This window comes from Micromonospora sp. CPCC 206060 (assembly GCF_036906895.1).
Taxonomy (GTDB): domain Bacteria; phylum Actinomycetota; class Actinomycetes; order Mycobacteriales; family Micromonosporaceae; genus Micromonospora.
In genome coordinates, this window is record NZ_JBAKHU010000029.1 from 63,635 (window position 1) to 80,444 (window position 16,810).

The following is a 16,810-nucleotide window of genomic DNA, read 5'->3' on the forward strand; positions in this document are numbered from 1 at the left end:
CGGAGGCGGCAGCCACGCTGCCACCGCCTCCGTACCCGCTCTGCGATCAGTAGATCGGGTTCCAGCCGTCCGGACCGGCCAGGTACTTCTGGGCGGTGTGGTTCGGCGCCTGGGCGTCGGTCAACTGCGGGCGGTCGGCGGTCACCGTCGAGCCGGGACCGCTGTTGTGGTACTCGAAGAACCGGGCGTCCCGCCAGGAGAAGCCGGACATGTCGGTCCACGGGGAGTCCTTGATGTGCGCCCCCATGACGCTGTCGCGGAACACCACCTGGCCGATCGCGTTGACGTCACCGCCGGGGTGCCACGGCCGGCCGAGGTGCACGCTCTGCGCGCCCGCCGAGTCGGTGGTCAGGGTGCACTGGGTGAAGAGGAAGCCGTACGGGTTGCTGATCATCGTCGACGGCGCGGTGACGTACCCGTTGTTGCTGAACGATCCACGGCTGAGCGACGTGATCTGGCAGCGGTCGAAGACGCCGGTCCCCCGGCCGAAGATGAAGTCGACGTCGCCCTCGACGTAGCAGTTGCGGAAGTACGCCCGGGTGAGCACGGCCACCGCCTGCTCGGCGCTGTAGCTGTACGCCGCCTCGTCGAAGCTGTTGGAGAAGGTGAGGTGTTTGGCGGTGAAGTCGTTGCCGTCGATGGTCACCGAGGCGCTGCCCGACGTGCCGTAGGTCCCGCCGTTCGGGTGCGGGGTGCCCGAGGCGTTGTCGTAGGTGATCACCACGTCGGTGGCGTTGCCGGTGGAGCCGATGAACGAGATGTACGGCTTGTCGGCGGGAATCTTCACCACCTCGCGGTAGGTGCCCGGTTTGATGGTGATGGTGTACCGGCTGGAGTTGCCGGACGGCACCGCGTCGACCGTCGCCTGCACGCTGCTGAAGTTGCCACTGCCGTCCTTGGCCACCACGGAGGACTGGCCGGCGGGCGGGGTACCGGTGGGGGTCGGGGTCGGGGTGGCCGTCGGCGTGGTGGTCGGACTGATGGTCGGCGTGGCCGTCGGGGTGGGGGTGGTGCCGCCGGTGGTCACGGTGACGTCGTCGTACCGGGCGGTGGCGTACCGGGTCTGCACGCCGATCCGGCCGGCGGCGCTGACCGTGCTGGTGCCGGAACCGACCAGGGTGCCGTCGACGTAGCCACGGATCGTGCTGCCGGCCACCTCGATCCTCAGCGTGTACCAGGTGCCGGTGCCGACGGTGCGGGACGCGGTGCCGAGGACGGTGGGCGCACCGCTCCTGACCGCCTCCAGGCGGACCTGGTTACCGGGGAGCAGCACCAGGCGGTGGAAGGTCGTCGAACCCGAGGCGCGGGCGAGCAGGCCCACCGCCCCGTCGGCCGGCAGGGTGAGCGGCTTGACCCGGGCCTGTACGGCGTAGTCGGTCCACGACGAGCTGCCGGCGAAGAGCCGGGCGTTGTCGGTCTCCGCCTTTGCCTGTTGCAGGACCTGGTTGTCGTCGGTCATTACCGACCAGGTGCCACCCGACTGGGACCAGCCGGAGGTGTTGCCGTCGGAGAAGTCGTCGGTGAACAGGGTCGCGGCGGACGCGGTACCGGTCAGGCCGAGTACCGCGACGACCAGCGTGGCGCTGGTGGCGGCGAGCAGGCCGAGCCGGCCGGCTTTGCGGGACATGTCGGGGGTACCTCCGGGACGGGTGAGGAGGCTGAGGGGCGACAAGAAAGCGCTTTCCTGGGCGGACGCTAGCCGGCCAGGGCGACGGCTGTCAATGCCATCCGGCACGGCCATCCGGCACGGCCAGTCCGGCGCGGTCGACCGGACGGCCCCGCTCGACCGGACGGCCCCGCTCGACCGGCCCGACGAAATCCCGGCCACGTGTCGGACTGTTCAATCCGGCGGCACTACTGTCAGCATTGACCGACATCTCGAACACCGGAGCGCACACAGAGGTGACATGCTGACCAATCTGCGCCAGCGATTCCTGGCCCTGCCGAAACGCGGTCGCGTCGCGGTTCTCGCGGCCATCGCCGCACTGCTGCTCGTGGTCAGTACATCGGCCTGGGGCCTGGTCGCGCCGGACGACGACACGATCGACGCCTATCTCGAACAGTCCGGGCTCAAAAACCGCACCGAACTTCGCGTCGGAGTCCTCAAGGACCAGCCCCTGCTCAGTTACGCCGAGCCGCAGAAACGGCAGTCCACCCGGCTGGCCGACCATTCCGGTTTCGATGTGGAGATCATCCGCGCCCTCGCCGCCTATCTGGGGTTCACCGAGAACTCGGTCCGGCTCATCGACACGCAGGTACAGAACCGCGGCTCGGACCTGTCCAACGACCTGGTCGACGTGGTCGTGGCGAGCTTCTCGATGACGCCGCAACGGGAGGAGGAAGAGGTCAACTTCGCCGGCCCGTACCTGACCAGCAAGCCTGAGGTACTGATGCGGGCCGATGACCGCAGCGGCGAGACGATCAGTATCTACGAACTGGGCAAACGCGGCGAGCGTCTCTGCACCGTCGGCGCCTCCACCTCCGACGAGGCGCTCCGCCGCAGTGGTATCAACAATTTCATCGGCGTGGCCACCGGTGGGGAATGCGTCGACGGTCTACTCCGTGGCAAATACGACGCCTTCATGCTGGACGACGTGGTGCTCGCCGGCTACAAGGCCGATCACGCGGAACAACTGAAGCTGGTCGACCTGGTGCTCAACCAGAACGAGAAGTGGGGCATCGCGGTGGCCAACGACGACGAGCCCCTCCGTCAGGTGATCGGCAACTTCCTGCTCGACAGCTACGAACGCAGGGAGAACGGCGCCTGGCAACGGGCCTGGAACCGGACGCTGGGCCGGGTGCTCAGCGACCGGCGGCAGCCGGAACCGGACCCCTACCAACGGCTGCGTGACTACCGGGACCGTATCCAGGCCCAGGCCCAGGCCCAGGCACCACTGCACCACGGAGCCGGCCTCGCCGGCTCACCCCCGGGGCGGACCCCGGTGGTCCGGGCCCGGTCGGTCCGCCGGTCCCGGCGTCCACGGTGACGCTTCCCGCGCCCCCGCCGGTCGCCGCGCGGCCCTTCGACCGGGAGTCGTTCTGGACGGTCGCGGTCGGTCTACCCGCGCTGGTTTCGGTGCTGCGCCTGTGGGCCGAGGCGGGCGGCGACCTGGAGACCACCCTGCTGCTGGTGGCCAACGTCGGTCCGGTCAACCTCTTCGCCGGCCTCGTGGTGACCGCCACCTGGTTGGTCTCGGCCGCGCTGGTCGCGATCTTCGCGATCGGGTCCCTCACCCACGCGGCACTGCCACCAACCGCCACCCGGCTGTCCTGGACGTCACTCTTCGCCCAGTTGGCCGTGGCGGCACCGAGCTGGCTGCGGATCATCGCCTTCGTGCTCGCCGCACTCACCTGGCAACTGCTCTACCTGCCGCTGCTGATCCTCGCGGCGTGTGCCGCCTTCGGCCAGTACCCGGACCGGAACCGGGGCCGGCCCACCGGCTGGATCGTCGCCGGGGTGGGCTACCTGGTACTCCTCGGGCCCGTCGCGGTCCGGGCCGCGCTCGGCGGGTATCTGGTGCCCCTGGCGTACCTGGTCCTGCCCCCGGTGCTGCTCGCGCTCGGTGCCGCGCGGCCCGTCCCGGCCAGTCTGGCCCGACCGTTCGCCGCGATCGCCCAGGGGTCGACGCTGACGCTGGTCCTGCTCGCGGTGACCCCGCTGCTCACCACACCGGTGCTGCCGCGTGGCGTGATCATCGTGACCGGGTCGGACGGTGCCCCGGCGCAACCGGTACGCGGCCACGTCATCGAGGTCAACGATGCGACGACGGCTGTCCTGCGGGCCCGGGGCGGGGTGGAGTTCATCCCCAACGACCGGATTGCCGACCGGATCCTCTGCCCCGACGAGGGCGAAGCCGCCCGCTACCGGCTCTGGGTGTTCGGCCTGCACATCGAGGACTCCATCCTCCAGGGCGTCGGCCGGTTCCACCGGCCGGCCGTACCGCTCGATCCCCGCTGCCGCCCCACGGTGCCGGAACGGCAGCCCGGTGCCGGGTTCAGCCCGGTGGAGCCGACCACGCCACCGTCGACCACGCCACCGTCGACCACGTCCCGCTGACCCGAAGGCCGGAGGGCCGGAGGGCCGGTGCTCTGGCCGGGAGTTCGAACCGCTGTCGAGCTGCTCCGCCTGTGCCAGCAGCTCGACAGCGCGCTGAGACCCTGCCCGGCACCGTCCCCGGCCCGGCCAACCGAGACCCCAGCCCGGCGCGACCTGCGCCGGATGGTGCAGCCTCAGACCAGACCGGCGTCGCGGAGCAGGCGCCAGAGGCCGGCACCGTCCGGCGCGGAGAGCCACTTCTGCCCCACCGGGCCGGCGGAGCGTTCCGCGTCGTTGCCCGGCGCGGGCAGGCCACCGGCGAGGACCGCCTGGGTTGGCGACAGCCGCCGGATCGCCACCCCGGCGACGTTCTCCGGATGGGCCGCCGCGAACTCCCGGTAGATCTCCGGGTCGTGCTGGCCGTCGTCCCCGACCAGCAGCCACTTCGTCTCCGGGAACTCCCGGGCCAGCCGGGCCAGGGTGGCCCGCTTGTGCTCCCGGCCGCTGCGGAACCACCGGTCGTTCGTCGGCCCCCAGTCGGTCAGCAGCAGCGGCCCGGCCGGGTAGAGATGCCGGGACAGGAACCGGGTCAGGGTGGGGGCGACGTTCCACGCCCCGGTGGAGAGGTAGAAGACCGGTGCGCCCGGGTGGGCATTGGCCAGCCGTTCGTAGAGCACCGCCATGCCGGGTACGGCGGCCCGGGCGTGCTCGTCGAGGACGAAGGTGTTCCACGCCGCCAGCAACGGCCGGGGCAGCGCGGTGACCATCACGGTGTCGTCGATGTCGGAGAGGATGCCGAAACGCACCTGCGGGTCGAGCACGCGTACCGGTGCCTCCACCGGCTCCGCGTCGGTCGCGGTGAGCCGGACCGAACCCCAGCCCGGCGGCAGGTCCGCCGCCACCACCGCGTCGATGAAACCGCTACGGTCCGTGGTCGTCTCGTGCCGTACCGTACCGGCCTCGATCAGCACCGGTGCATGCTTCGCCGGCAGGGTGGTGAAGCTCCGCCACCCGCGTACCTTCTCCGGGGTCTGGCGCTGCCGTGCGTCGGGACGGCCGAGCAGCACCCGACCCATCACCCGCACCCAGCCCGGACCGCCGTAGCCGGTGTAGGCGAGCGCGGTCACCTGCCAGCCGGTACGACGCAGCCGGCGGGCGACGAGCTGGTGGATCGCGTCCTCGATCCGGGCCGCCCGGTGCAGGCGGGGTACGGCAGCCTGGCCAACGGGTGTGATCGACACCCTGCCACCCTGCCACACCGTGGTTGACCCGGCCACGCGAGCGGGAGTCGGGGGGATCACCCGAACCACCCGGTGTGCCCGGGGCAGACGTGCGAGGCTGCCCACGGAGGGGCCGTGTCAGCGACGACGCAACGTGGTGCGGGACGGGTACGCCGGCGGTGGGACCGGCCGGCGCTGGTGGCGCTCCTGCTGGGGCTGGCCGGGGTCGGCTACCGGCTGGTACTGACCCTGTTCACCGTGCCCAGCTCGAACAGTGACGAGGCGACCTTCGGGCTGACCGCCCTGCACATCGCCGCCGGCCGGGAACAGCCGGTCTTCCTCTACGGCCAGCACTACATGGGAGTGCTGGAGGCGTACCTGGCCGCGCCGCTGCTCGCGCTGACCGGGCCGAGTTGGCCGGTGCTGCGCCTGCCGCTGCTGGTGCTCTACGCCCTGTTCGTCTACCTGATGTACCGGCTGACCCGGAAGGTCTGGTCGCCGTGGTTCGCCACGTTCGTCGTCGGCCTGCTGGCGCTCGGCTCGGAACGGGTGGTCCGGGACCAGATCACCGCCGTGGGTGGTCGGCCCGAGGTGAAGGCCATCGTGGTGGCGCTGCTGCTGATCGCACTCGTCCTCGGGCAGCGCACCCTCCGCCGCCGCTGGCCGGCGTACGCGGCCTTCGGGCTGCTCACCGGGATCGCCGTCTGGTCGGACTGGCTGATCCTGCCGTACCTGGCGGTGGCCGGGCTGGTGCTGCTGGTCGCCGCCGGCCGGGAGTTGGTCGGGATACCGGCGGTGCTGCTGGTCGCCGGGTTCGTCGTCGGGGTGGCACCGATGCTGGTCGACAACCTGACCGCACCGCCCGGCGAGGATTCCCTGTCGGTGTTCCGGGAGGTCAGCGCCGGTACCGGCGGCTCGGCCCCGCTCGCCGACCGGCTGCGCGGCGGTCTGGCGGTAAGCCTGCCCCTGGCCAGCGGGTTCTGCCCGACCGCCGGCTGCCCGCGCTGGCTGGCGCTGTCCGCCCCGGTCTACCTCGGCCTGCTGGCGACCGCCGCCGTGCTCGCCCTGGTCGGGCTGCGCCGGGCCGGGGACACCGCCGGCCGGGTCGGGCCCGCCGTGCAGCTCGCCCTGGTCGCCGGGGCGGTGCTGACCCTGACCGGGTACGTCCGCAGCCCGCTCGCCGCGACCGGGCCGCTGGAGAACGCCCGGTACCTGTCGGTGCTCCAGCTCTCCCTACCGGCCGTGCTGTGGCCGGCGTGGCTGGCCGCCCGGGGGCTGCTGCGCCGGACCGCCGGCCCGGCCCGGCGGCTGGCCGGGGTCCCCGCGGCGGGGCTGCTCGCGGCGGTCACCGCGCTGGCGGTCTGGACCACCGGCGTGCTGGTCGCCGAGTCCGGGGCGATCCGGGCGGAGGAGCGGACTGCCCGGGAGCTGGCCGCCGTCCTGCGGCAGGACGGTCCACGGCACGTCTACACCGACTACTGGACCTGCCACCGGATGGTCTTCCACACCGACGAGGAGGTGCTCTGCGCGGTACTCGGCGACCGGCTGCGCCCCGGACAGAACCGGTACCCGCCGTACCGGGCGGCGGTGGACGGGGCGGACCGGGTCGGGTACATCTTCGAGGCGGGCTCGGCACCCGACCGGGCGCTGCGTCGCTACCTGGACCGGCGCGCGGTCGACGGTACGGTCACCGAGATCGGCGGGTACCGGGTGTACCGCCCGGCGGTGCCGGTCCGGCCGTGGCAGTGACCGGGTCGTACCCTGGCCCGGACCGTCCGCACCACCCGTCGGGAGTCACCCGCCCATGCTGATCCTGCTGCCGCCCTCCGAGGGCAAGTCCGCCGGCTCCGGCGCACCGTTGGCGCCGGACCGGCTCGGCCTGCCCGCACTGCGTCCGGCCCGGGAGGCGGTGCTGACGGCGCTGGTGGACCTCTGCGCCGGGACGGATCCGGAGACGGCCCGGACGACGCTCGGGCTCAGCCCCGGCCAGCAGGGCGAGGTGGCCCGCAACGCGGGGCTGCGCAGCGCGCCCACCGCCCCGGCCGCCGAGGTCTACACCGGGGTGCTCTACGCCGCCCTGGACGTCGGCACCCTCCCGCCGACCGCCGCCGCACTGGCCGAATCGAGCGTGCTGGTCAGCTCCGGGCTCTGGGGTGCGGTCCGGCTGGCCGACCCGATCCCGGCGTACCGGTGTGCGATCGGGGTCAGCCTGCCCGGGATCGGCCCGCTGACCGGGCACTGGCGCCGGGTGCTCGCCCCGGTGCTGACCGAGACGGCCGGCGACGGTCCGGTGCTGGACCTGCGCTCCGGCGCGTACGCCGCGACCTGGCGTCCCCGGGGCGCGGTGGCCGGGCGGACCGCCACGGTCCGGGTGCTGCACGAGCGGGAGGTGGCCGGGCGGGTGACCCGGACCGTGGTGAGCCACTTCAACAAGGCCACCAAGGGCCGGCTGGTCCGTGACCTGCTCACCTCCGGTGCCCGCCCGACCACGGTGACCGAGCTGGCCGACGCGCTGCGGGACCTGAAATACCGGCTCGTCGACCAGCCGTCACCGCCCGGGCAGCCGGTACGGCTCGACGTGGTGGTCACCGAACTCTGACGTCACCGGACGCCGCCGCAGCAGCAGGGCGCTGTTGAAGCCGTCGAATCCCCGCGCGCCGACCAGCGCCACGTCGAGCGGCCGGGGACGGGACCGCCAGGCGAAGTTCAGCTCGCAGCCCTCGCCGGGCAGCTCCACCCCGGTGGTGGCCGGCAGCACCTGGTGGGCCAGGGCGAGCAGCGCGTTCGCCACGTCCAGTGCCGCCCCACCCTGGTGGGCGCGGCCCACCAGCGGTTTCTGCGTGGTCACCGGCGGGGTGCGGGACCCGAAGACCTGGTGCAGGGCCGCCGCCTCGCTCCGGTCCCGGCCGGGTACCCCGAGCGCGTCCGGCACGACCAGGTCCACCTCGTCCGGCCCGACCGCCGCGCGGGCCAGCGCCAGCCGCATCGCGCGGGCGTACTGGCCGGGGTCGCCGGCCCGGTCCCGCCGGGTGTGCGTGGCGTCGTGCGTGGCACCCCAGCCGGCCACCTCGGCGTAGACCCGGGCGCCCCGGGCCGCCGCGTGCGCGGCGTCCTCGACCACGAAGACCGCGCCCCCCTCCCCGGGTACGTAGCCGCAGGCGGTGACGTCGAACGGCCGGTACGCCCGGTCCGGGTCGGTGACCACGCTGAGCTGGCCGGAGCGGAGCTGGCAGCTCAGCGCGTACGGGCTCAACGGGCACTCGGTCGCCCCGGCGAGCACCACCGGGGTGCCCCGGCGGATCAGCCGGGCGGCGTGCGCCAGGCTGTCCAGTCCACCGGCCGCCTCGGCCACCAGCACCCCGCACGGGCCCTTGAACTGGTGGTGGATCGAGACCTGCCCCACGCTGGCCGCGTAGAACCAGGCGATCGACTGGTACGCCCCAACGGTGCGGGACGGCTGGCTCCAGAGCCGTTGCAGCTCCCGCTGGCCGAACAGGTTCCCGCCGGAGGAACTGGCCAGGGTCACCCCGTAGGCGTACGGGTCGTCGGCGGTGGCCGGCAGCCCGGCGTCGTCGAGGGCGAGCAGGGTGGCCGCGAACCCGAGATGGGTCCACCGGTCGGTCTGCACCAGCCGGCGGCTGTCCGCCCAGCGGTCCGGGACGAATCCGGCCACCTCACCGGCGAGGGTGGTCGGGTAGCGGGTGGCGTCGAACAGGGTGATCGGGCCGATCCGGCGCTGCCCGGCGAGCACCGCCCGCCAGTGCTCCGCGTGACCGGTGCCGGCCGGTGAGACCACCCCGATCCCGGTGACCACCGCCCGCCCCGACACCGGCGGGGCCTGGCCGTTCGCGGTACGCCGGGGCCGGGCCTCGGTGGCGGCGGTCACCGGCCGGTGTCCCGGAGCCGGGTGAACAGCATCGCCGACTGGAACCCGCCGAAACCGCTGCCCACCGAGAGGGCCGCCGCCACCGGTAGGTCCCGGGCGGTCACCGGCACGTAGTCCAGGTCGCACTCCGGGTCCCGGTTGGCCCAGTTGGCCGTCGGCGGCACCACGCCGTACTCGATGGCCAACGCGCAGGCGGCCATCTCGATGGAGCCGATCGCGCCGAGCGAGTGGCCGACCATCGACTTGATCGAGCTGATCGGTACCCGGTACGCCGCCGCGCCCAGGGCCCGTTTGAAGGCGGCGGTCTCGTGCCGGTCGTTCTGCCGGGTCGCCGAACCGTGTGCGCTGATGTAGGAGACCTCCTCCGGGTTGCGCCGGGCCTGGTCCAGCGCGGCGGTGATGGCCAGCGCCATCTCCACCCCGTCCGGGCGCAGTCCGGTCATGTGGTAGCCGTTGCTGCGGTTGGCGTACCCGCTCAGTTCGCAGTAGACGTGCGCGCCCCGGCGCCGGGCGTGCGCCAGTTCCTCCAGGACCAGCACGGCGCACCCCTCGGCGAGGACGAACCCGGTCCGGCCGGCGTCGAACGGCCGGGAGGCGTGCGCCGGGTCGTCGTTGTCCGGGGTGGTCGCCTTGATCGCGTCGAACGAGGCCACGGTGACCGGGGAGATCGGGCTGTCGCTGGCGCCGGCCACCACCACCTCCGCCTCGCCGTCGACGATCAGCTGGTGGGCGTACCCGATCGCGTCGATGCCGGAGGTGCAGCCGGTGGAGACCACCTGGGCCGGGCCGTGCAGGCCGTGCCGGCAGGCCACGTCGGCGGCGAGGCTGCTCGGCACCAGCGCCGGGTAGAGGTACGGGCCGGCGCACTCCGGGTCGACCAGCCACTCCGCGCCGCTGTCGCTGGCCACCACGTACTCGTTCTCCAGGGCCATGGTGCCGCCGACGGCGGTACCGAGGACCACGCCGGTGTGGTCCCGGACCGCGTCGGTCAGCTCCAGTCCACTGTCGGCCAGCGCCTCGATGGAGGCGGCGAGCGCGAACTGCACGTACCGGTCGGAGCGGCGGCGTTCCCGGGCGGTCAGCCCGGCCGCGGCCGGGTCGAAGTCGCACTCGGCGGCCACCTGCGAGCGGAACGGAGACGGGTCGAAGAAGGTGATCCGCCGGGTGGCGGTCTGCCCCTCGGTGATGGTCGACCAGAACTGTTTCCGGGTCACCCCGCCCGGCGCGACCACGCCAATGCCGGTGACGACGGTACGCCGCGCGGCCATCAGGTCACCTCCACCCGTTCGGACTCGCCGGCCGGCTCGGTGTCCACGTGCCCGAGTTCCGGTCGGGGCGCCAGCGGTCCGAGGTGGAAGACCACCTCGGCCGGTGCGGTACCGGTGTTGCGCAGCCGGTGCCGGACGTTCACCGGGATGTAGAGCGCCTCCCCGGCGCCGAGCGGCATGGGTTCGTCGTCCAGGTCGACGGTGATCTCGCCCCGGGCGACGTAGAGGAACTCCTCGCTGTACGGGTGGTAGTGCTCGGTGATGCGCTCCCCCGGTCCGAGGCTGGCCACCCCCATGAAACCGGAGGTACTGCCCACCGTCCTCGGTCCCAGCAGGACGCGGATTTCACCGCCGCGCCGGTGGTCCGGCGGGATGTCCCGGGCGGCCACGGCCGCGTACTCAGTCACGGTCCGCTCCCGTCGCCGCGTCGGATCCGGTCAACGTGGCGGTGGCCGTACCGGCCCCGGCCGCCGGTTCCGGGCGGGGCCCGGGCACCAGGTCGGGCCCGGGAACCGGTCCGGGACCCGGGGGCAGGTCGGTCGAGCCGTACCGGGCCACCCGTTCGATTTTGTCCCGGATGATGTCCTGCTGGATCCGGCTGTTGGTGTTGATCCGGTCGGTCATCGCCGCGTCGTCCACCGGCGCGGTGGGCCGCATGGCGAAGTCCTGGATCCAGGTCATCCGGGTGCCCCCGGGTACCTCCTCGTAGTGCCAGCGGATGTGCATGTACTCGAACGGGCCGGGTTCCAGCCGACGGGCGTGCACCTGCCGGGTCGCCGGGTCGGTGGTGCGCTCACTGACCCAGCTCCAGGCCACCCCGTTCTCGTCCGGGACCATGGTCAGCCGGAACCGCACGGTGTCGCCGTCGCGGGCCAGCACCTCCACCGACTGGTACTCGGTGAACAACTCGGTCCACCGGGTCACGTCGTTGGTCAGCTCCCAGACCAGCGGCAGCGGGGCCGCGATCACCACACTGTTCTCGGTGTGGCCGCCGGTGACGGGTACCCCGGCCGGTTCGCGCCCGCCGCCTGGTGCGGAACGGGACCGGTCGACCAGGGCGGCGACCTCGGCGATGGTCAGCGGGGTCAGGTCCTCCGGGAGGGCCACCGCGTACCGGTCGGCGACGACCGCCTGGAGTTCGAGCAGGGCCAGCGAGTCCATCCCCAGTTCGGCGAGGGAGGCGCCGGGCGAGGCCGCCGCCGCTGCCTCGTCCAGCCCGCAGTTGCGGACGAGGATCGAGGTGATGTCGGCGACGGCCACCGCCGTCCGGTCACCGGGCGTCACGGTCATCTGGTCCTCCTTGCGGATTGCTCGGCATCAGGTGGTGGTACGGATCCCGCCGGTTGCAGCAGCCGCTCGACGATGTCGGTGGCGTACCGCCCCTTGCGGAACGGCGGATGGTCGAGGACGCGGCGCAGGAATCCGATGGTGGTCCGTACGCCGTCGACCTCGAACTCGTCGAGGGCCCGTTCCATCCGGCTCAGCGCCAGTTCGCGCTCGGGTGCCCAGACCACGACCTTGGCCAGCAGCGAGTCGTAGTGCGGGCTGATCCGGTAGCCGGGGTGGCCGTGGGTGTCGACCCGGGTGAACGGGCCGGCAGGGGGGCGGAAGCCGGTCAGCCGTCCGGGCGTCGGGGCGAAGTCGCGGTCCGGGTCCTCGGCGTTCACCCGGCACTCGACGGCCACCCCACGGACCTGGATCTCGTCCTGCCGCAGGCGCAGCGGCAGGCCGCTGGCCACGTGGAGCTGCTCGTGCACCAGGTCGACGCCGGTGATCAGCTCGGTGACCGGGTGCTCCACCTGCAACCGGCAGTTGATCTCCATGAAGAAGAACCGTTCCGCCTCGTCGACGAGGAACTCGAAGGTGCCGACCCCGCTGTAGCCGACGGCGAGCGCCCCGCGTACGGCGGCAGCCTCCAGGGCGGCGATGGTGGTGGCGGCGAGCCCGGGTGCCGGCCCCTCCTCGATGAGCTTCTGGTGCCGGCGCTGCACCGAGCAGTCCCGGGTACCCAGGTGCACCGCGTTGCCGTGGGCGTCGCAGAGCACCTGGACCTCCACGTGCCGGGCCGGGGAGAGGTAGCGCTCCAGGTAGACCCGGTCGTCCCCGAAGACCGTCCGGGCCACCGCCCTGGTCCGGGTGTACGCCCCGGGCAGTTCCTCGGGGGCGGTGACCACCGCCATGCCCCGCCCGCCGCCCCCGGCGGCGACCTTCAGCATCACCGGGTAGCCCAGCTCGTCGGCGACGGCGGCGGCCTCGCCGACCGTGGCCAGGGTGTGCGGGCTGCCGGGCAGCAGCGGCAGGCCGGCCCCGGCCATCACCGCCCGGGCCCGGGCCTTGTCCCCGAGGACCGCCATCACCTCGGGGCGCGGTCCGATGAAGACGATCCCGTTCTCGGCGCAGATCTCGGCGAAGTCGGGATCCTCGGAGAGGAAGCCGTACCCCGGGTGCACGGCCTGCGCGCCGGTACTGCGGGCGGCCTCGATGATCGCGGCGGCGTTGCGGTAGCTGAGCCGGCTCTCCGGCGGGCCGATGCAGACCGCCTCGTCGGCGAAGCGGACCACGGCGGAGTCCCGGTCCACGGTCGAGTACACCGCGACGGTACGGATGCCGAGTTCCCGGCAGGCCCGGGCGACCCGCAACGCGATCTCGCCCCGGTTGGCGATGAGGACTTTCTCGAACACGGTCACCCTCCCCCGTTCGAGGCCGGGAGCAGGCGCAGCAAGGGCTGGCCGAACTCAACCGGCTCACCGTCGGCGACGAGCAGTTCGAGCACCGTCCCGGTCTGGTCGGCGGCGATCTGGTTCATCAGCTTCATCGCCTCGACGATGCCGATCACCTGGCCGGGCCGGATCTGCTCACCCACCTCGACGAAGGGTTTCCCGCCCGGCTCCGCCGCCCGGTAGAAGGTGCCGACCATGGGGGCGGGCACGGTGATCCCGGGCGCCGGATCGGCGGGGGCCGGTGGGCCGGGCGGCCCGGTCGGGTCCGTCCCGGCAACCGGGCCGGTACCCGGCTCCGCCGACCCGCTGGGAGCGGGTACCGGCGGTTCGTGCCACTCGATCTCCAGTACCCGGTCGCCGCTGCGGACGCAGATCCGCCGCAGCGGACCGGTGACCTCCGCAGCGATGTCCCGGGCCTGTTGGCCCAGCTCGGCCAGGAGCCGGTCGCCGGCCGTCCGCCCGCTCACCGGAGGCGCTCCGGGCCGGGGCTGCCGGCGGTGCCGGAGCAGGCGGGGGTACCGGGGGTGCCGAACCGCCGGAAGCGGTCCCGCCGTTGCCGTACGAGCTGGGCGGTGGGGACCGCGAGCAGCGGGGTCAGCGCCTCGTCGACACCCCGGCGGAGCAGGTCGGCGGCGGCCAGCGGATCGGACTGCGCCCCACCGGAGGGTTCCGGGACGACCGCGTCCACGACACCGAGCCGCAGCACGTCGGGTGCGGTGAGCCGCAGGGCCCGCGCGGCGCGCGGCGCGGCGGCCGGGTCGTTCCAGAGGATCGCCGCGCAGCCCTCCGGGCTGATCACCGAGTACACCGCGCCGGAGAGCATCAGGACCCGATCGGCGACGGCCAGGGCGAGTGCGCCGCCGCTGCCGCCCTCGCCGGTGACCACGGCGACCACCGGGGCGGGCAGCCCGGTCATCAGCAGGATGCTCTCCGCGATGGCGCCCGCCTGGCCCTGCTCCTCCGCAGCCACCCCGGGGTACGCGCCGGGGGTGTCGATCAGGGTGACCACGGGCAGACCGAGCCGGGCGGCCAGCCGCATCACCCGTTGCGCCTTGCGGTAGCCGGCCGGGGTGGGCATCCCGAAGTTACGGGCCCGCAGTTCACCGGTGTCGTGCCCCTTCTGGTGGCCGATGACCGCGACCGGACGGTCGCCGAGCCGGGCCAGGCCGGCGACGATCGCCGGGCAGTCGGCGCCGAGGCGGTCCCCGTGCAGTTCGGTGAAGCCGTCGAAGGCGGTGTCGAGGTAGTCGAGGGTGGTGGGTCTGGCCGGGTCACGGGCGGCCTGCACGGCCCGCCACGGGTCCGGTTGCGCAAGTCGGGCGGGTGCGGTCAGCAGCACGCCGTCGGTCGCGTGTCGACGGACCGGTGCCGGATCCTGCGGTGCGGCGGTGGCCGGGGGCGGCGCCGGAGCGACCGGTGCGGCGGCGACGGCGAGCAGGGCGGCGAGCCGGCCACGCAGGGTACCCCGTTCGAAGACCAGGTCCACCTGGCCGTGGTGGAGCAGGAACTCGGCGGTCTGGAACCCGGGGGGCAGTTCCTGACGCAGGGTCTGCCGGATCACCCGGGGACCGGCGAAGCCCATCCGGGCGCCCCGCTCGGCGAGCACCAGATCGGTGTTCATGGCGAACGACGCGGCCACCCCGCCGTACGTCGGGTCGGTGATCACGCTGACCGTGACCACGCCCGCCTCGCGCAGCGCGGCGATCGCCTGGCTCACGGTGGCCATCTGCATCAGGGCCAGCACGCCCTCCTGCATCCGGGCGCCGCCGGAGGCGGTGACCACGACCAGGGGTCGGCGTCGGGTGAGGGCGTGCTCGGCGGCCCGGGTGACGAGTTCACCCACCGCGCAGCCCAGGCTGCCGCCGAGGAACCGGAAGTCCATCACCGCGAGCACCACCGGGTGCCCGGCGATGGTGGCCTCACCGCAGACCACGGCCTCGGTCAGGCCGGTGGCGGCCTGGACCGCGGTCAGCCGTTGCGGGTACGGCAGCAGGTCGACGAACCCGACCGGATCCAGCCGTTCCGGCGGCGGGCCGGGCAGGGGCCGGAAGGTGCCGGGATCGGTGAGCTGGCGGATCCGGGTCAGCGCGTCGAGCCGCTGGTGGTTGCCACATTCGGGGCAGACGTGCAGGTTGCGCCGCAGCCGCTTGCCGTAGAGCAGGGCCGAGCAGACCGGGCAGCGTACCCACGCCGGATCCGCGACCGTCACCCCGGCGGTCATCGTCGCTCTCCGGTGCCTGTACGGTCCGTGGCCCGTTCCTGTGCGTCCGGCGCGATCCGGGCGACGATCAGTGATCGGTGCATGGTGACGTCTCCTCCCCCACCACCGTGGCCGGCCCCGGTTCGTCCGGCCGCCCCCGCCGCACTGTGGGTGGCGCCGGTTCCGGTGGGCTCACCATCTCCGCCGTGTCGTCTACCGACTGTCACGGGGGCGAGGATCGGGCGGCGACCCGGTTGACGCCCCGGTGACGGGCGAAACTCCAGGTTGGCGGCCTGAGGCGGACGATCCGCAGCGGATGTCGCAGGGCTGGGACAGCCCGGTCATTGACGGACAGTAAGACCGATTGATACTGTTCGTCACATTTGTGAGGACTGTCGCCGGAACGCCGATGTTTCCGCCGACTGTCCCCGATCAGCCGTTCCGGTGATCCCGACGCAGGGGGTGGACCATGGCCGCTGGAGAGAGCAGCGGCGGGACACGGCACTCCGGCTCCGACCCGGCCATCCGGGTACGCCTGGACCTGCTGGATGGGTTCCGCCTGCGGCACGACGGCGCCCCGGTGGTGATCCCCCGAGGGCTGCAACGGGTGATCGCCCTGGTCGGACTGCGACCCGGGGCGACCCGGGCAGAGCTCGGCGGCCTGCTCTGGCCGGACAGCCCGGACGAGCGGGCACTGTCCCGACTGCGTACCGCGCTCTGGCGGCTGCGCCGCTCCGCCTACTGTCCGGTGGTCACGGTCGGGGACACCGTCCGACTCGACCCGGCCGTCGAGCTCGACGTCGACGAACTCGTGCAGACGGCGGCCGGTGTCCGCGACGGCGCCGTCCCCCGCCAGGCAGCGGTGGTGCTCGCCGCCGGCCGGCACGATCTGCTGCCCGGCTGGTACGACGACTGGGTACTGGTGGAGCGGGAGCGACTACGCCAGTTGCGGCTGCACGCCCTGGAGGAGATCGCCCGGGCCCAGCTACGTGCCGGCCAGCACGGCGAGGCACTCCAGGCCGCCCTGGAGGCGATGCGGGCCGAGCCGCTCCGGGAGACCCCGCACCGCCTGATCGTCCAGGTGCACCTGGCCGAGGGGAACGCCTACGAGGCGCTCCACGCCTTCTACGTCTACCGCGATCTGATCATGCGGGACCTGCAACTGGAGCCCTCGCCGACCATGTGCGCGCTGCTCGACCACATCCTCTCGCCGCTGGGGCTGCCCCGCCCCTCCGGAGCGGGTAGCCACCCACCGGTCATCCCCACCGAGCGTCGGCCGCCGGACCGGGCGGCGACGACCACCGACCGCCCGGGCGGCCCCGGTGGTGGTGCCGGCCCGGGTGGGATGGGCGGTCTGGTCGACTGAGTCGGCTCCCGTGGACGGCGTTCAGGCTCGGGCGTGGTTCGTGGTTCGGGCGCGGGGCGCGGGGCGCGGGGCGCGGGGCGCGGGGCGTGGGGCGCGTTGCGCGGGGACTGCCAC

General features: G+C 73.3%; 13 protein-coding genes and 1 pseudogene. 5 read left to right on the forward strand and 9 right to left on the reverse strand.

The features are described from left to right. Positions 1-46 precede the first annotated feature (46 nt). Positions 47-1,627 (reverse strand): pectinesterase family protein, encoded by a 1,581-nt coding sequence (locus tag V6U90_RS18995; RefSeq protein WP_334438156.1) that lies wholly within the window; start codon positions 1,625-1,627, stop codon positions 47-49. 280 nt (positions 1,628-1,907) lie between these two features. Here V6U90_RS18995 and V6U90_RS19000 point away from each other — a divergent pair, with 280 nt between their 5' ends. Together V6U90_RS19000 and V6U90_RS19005 are read left to right on the forward strand one after the other, a co-directional pair. Continuing rightward, a complete protein-coding gene (locus tag V6U90_RS19000) occupies positions 1,908-2,987 on the forward strand; it encodes a transporter substrate-binding domain-containing protein (protein WP_334438159.1) in 1,080 nt (359 codons plus the stop codon). Next, complete coding sequence (locus V6U90_RS19005) at positions 2,984-4,057, forward strand: hypothetical protein (protein WP_334438162.1); 1,074 nt, start codon at positions 2,984-2,986, stop codon at positions 4,055-4,057. The genes V6U90_RS19000 and V6U90_RS19005 overlap by 4 nt, the downstream gene beginning before the upstream one ends. A gap of 173 nt (positions 4,058-4,230) precedes the next feature. On the opposite strand, the gene V6U90_RS19010 is transcribed toward V6U90_RS19005, so the two are convergent. Then, positions 4,231-5,277, reverse strand: coding sequence for an App1 family protein (locus V6U90_RS19010; RefSeq protein ID WP_334438165.1), 1,047 nt, complete (start codon positions 5,275-5,277; stop codon positions 4,231-4,233). A gap of 114 nt (positions 5,278-5,391) precedes the next feature. On the opposite strand from V6U90_RS19010, the gene V6U90_RS19015 reads away from it, so the two are divergent. Both V6U90_RS19015 and yaaA read left to right on the forward strand, forming a co-directional pair. Next, entirely contained in the window at positions 5,392-7,005 is a 1,614-nt protein-coding gene (locus V6U90_RS19015) for a hypothetical protein (protein ID WP_334438168.1), read from the forward strand. 55 nt (positions 7,006-7,060) lie between these two features. Continuing rightward, on the forward strand, positions 7,061-7,855 hold the full coding sequence (yaaA, locus tag V6U90_RS19020) for a peroxide stress protein YaaA (RefSeq protein WP_334438170.1): 795 nt from the start codon (positions 7,061-7,063) through the stop codon (positions 7,853-7,855). Here the strand turns inward: yaaA and V6U90_RS19025 are convergent. The 7 genes and pseudogenes from V6U90_RS19025 to V6U90_RS19055 form a co-directional block, all read right to left on the reverse strand. Beyond that, positions 7,805-9,085 (reverse strand): beta-ketoacyl synthase N-terminal-like domain-containing protein, encoded by a 1,281-nt coding sequence (locus tag V6U90_RS19025; protein WP_334438192.1) that lies wholly within the window; start codon positions 9,083-9,085, stop codon positions 7,805-7,807. The two genes, yaaA and V6U90_RS19025, sit on opposite strands and share 51 nt — an antisense overlap. Positions 9,086-9,138: 53 nt before the next feature. Then, entirely contained in the window at positions 9,139-10,410 is a 1,272-nt protein-coding gene (locus tag V6U90_RS19030; RefSeq protein WP_334438172.1) for a beta-ketoacyl-[acyl-carrier-protein] synthase family protein, read from the reverse strand. Then, positions 10,410-10,817, reverse strand: coding sequence for a cupin domain-containing protein (locus V6U90_RS19035; RefSeq protein ID WP_334438175.1), 408 nt, complete (start codon positions 10,815-10,817; stop codon positions 10,410-10,412). The genes V6U90_RS19030 and V6U90_RS19035 overlap by 1 nt, the downstream gene beginning before the upstream one ends. Positions 10,818-10,950: 133 nt before the next feature. Next, positions 10,951-11,700, reverse strand: a pseudogene (locus tag V6U90_RS19040) (SRPBCC family protein); the annotation flags it as partial. Further along, positions 11,697-13,091, reverse strand: a complete 1,395-nt coding sequence (locus tag V6U90_RS19045) for an acetyl-CoA carboxylase biotin carboxylase subunit (RefSeq protein ID WP_334438178.1) — start codon at positions 13,089-13,091, stop codon at positions 11,697-11,699. The pseudogene V6U90_RS19040 and the gene V6U90_RS19045, both read right to left, overlap by 4 nt. A gap of 2 nt (positions 13,092-13,093) precedes the next feature. After that, positions 13,094-13,597 carry an acetyl-CoA carboxylase biotin carboxyl carrier protein gene (locus V6U90_RS19050; RefSeq protein WP_334438180.1) on the reverse strand — a complete coding sequence of 168 codons (504 nt, stop codon included), beginning with the start codon at positions 13,595-13,597 and terminating at the stop codon, positions 13,094-13,096. After that, positions 13,594-15,351 (reverse strand): acetyl-CoA carboxylase carboxyltransferase subunit alpha, encoded by a 1,758-nt coding sequence (locus V6U90_RS19055; protein WP_334438182.1) that lies wholly within the window; start codon positions 15,349-15,351, stop codon positions 13,594-13,596. The genes V6U90_RS19050 and V6U90_RS19055 overlap by 4 nt, the downstream gene beginning before the upstream one ends. A 448-nt stretch (positions 15,352-15,799) precedes the next feature. On the opposite strand from V6U90_RS19055, the gene V6U90_RS19060 reads away from it, so the two are divergent. Continuing rightward, positions 15,800-16,696, forward strand: coding sequence for an AfsR/SARP family transcriptional regulator (locus V6U90_RS19060; RefSeq protein ID WP_334438184.1), 897 nt, complete (start codon positions 15,800-15,802; stop codon positions 16,694-16,696). The last annotated feature ends 114 nt before the right edge of the window (positions 16,697-16,810 follow it).

What these genes read in the sequence shown, in the direction of transcription:
- V6U90_RS19030 (WP_334438172.1), bottom strand. Translation starts at nt 10,410, where the DNA reads ATGGCCGCGCGGCGTACCGTCGTCACCGGCATTGGCGTGGTCGCGCCG.
- V6U90_RS19060 (WP_334438184.1), top strand. Translation starts at nt 15,800, where the DNA reads ATGGCCGCTGGAGAGAGCAGCGGCGGGACACGGCACTCCGGCTCCGAC.
- V6U90_RS19055 (WP_334438182.1), bottom strand. Translation starts at nt 15,351, where the DNA reads ATGACCGCCGGGGTGACGGTCGCGGATCCGGCGTGGGTACGCTGCCCG.
- V6U90_RS19000 (WP_334438159.1), top strand. Translation starts at nt 1,908, where the DNA reads ATGCTGACCAATCTGCGCCAGCGATTCCTGGCCCTGCCGAAACGCGGT.
- yaaA (WP_334438170.1), top strand. Translation starts at nt 7,061, where the DNA reads ATGCTGATCCTGCTGCCGCCCTCCGAGGGCAAGTCCGCCGGCTCCGGC.
- V6U90_RS18995 (WP_334438156.1), bottom strand. Translation starts at nt 1,627, where the DNA reads ATGTCCCGCAAAGCCGGCCGGCTCGGCCTGCTCGCCGCCACCAGCGCC.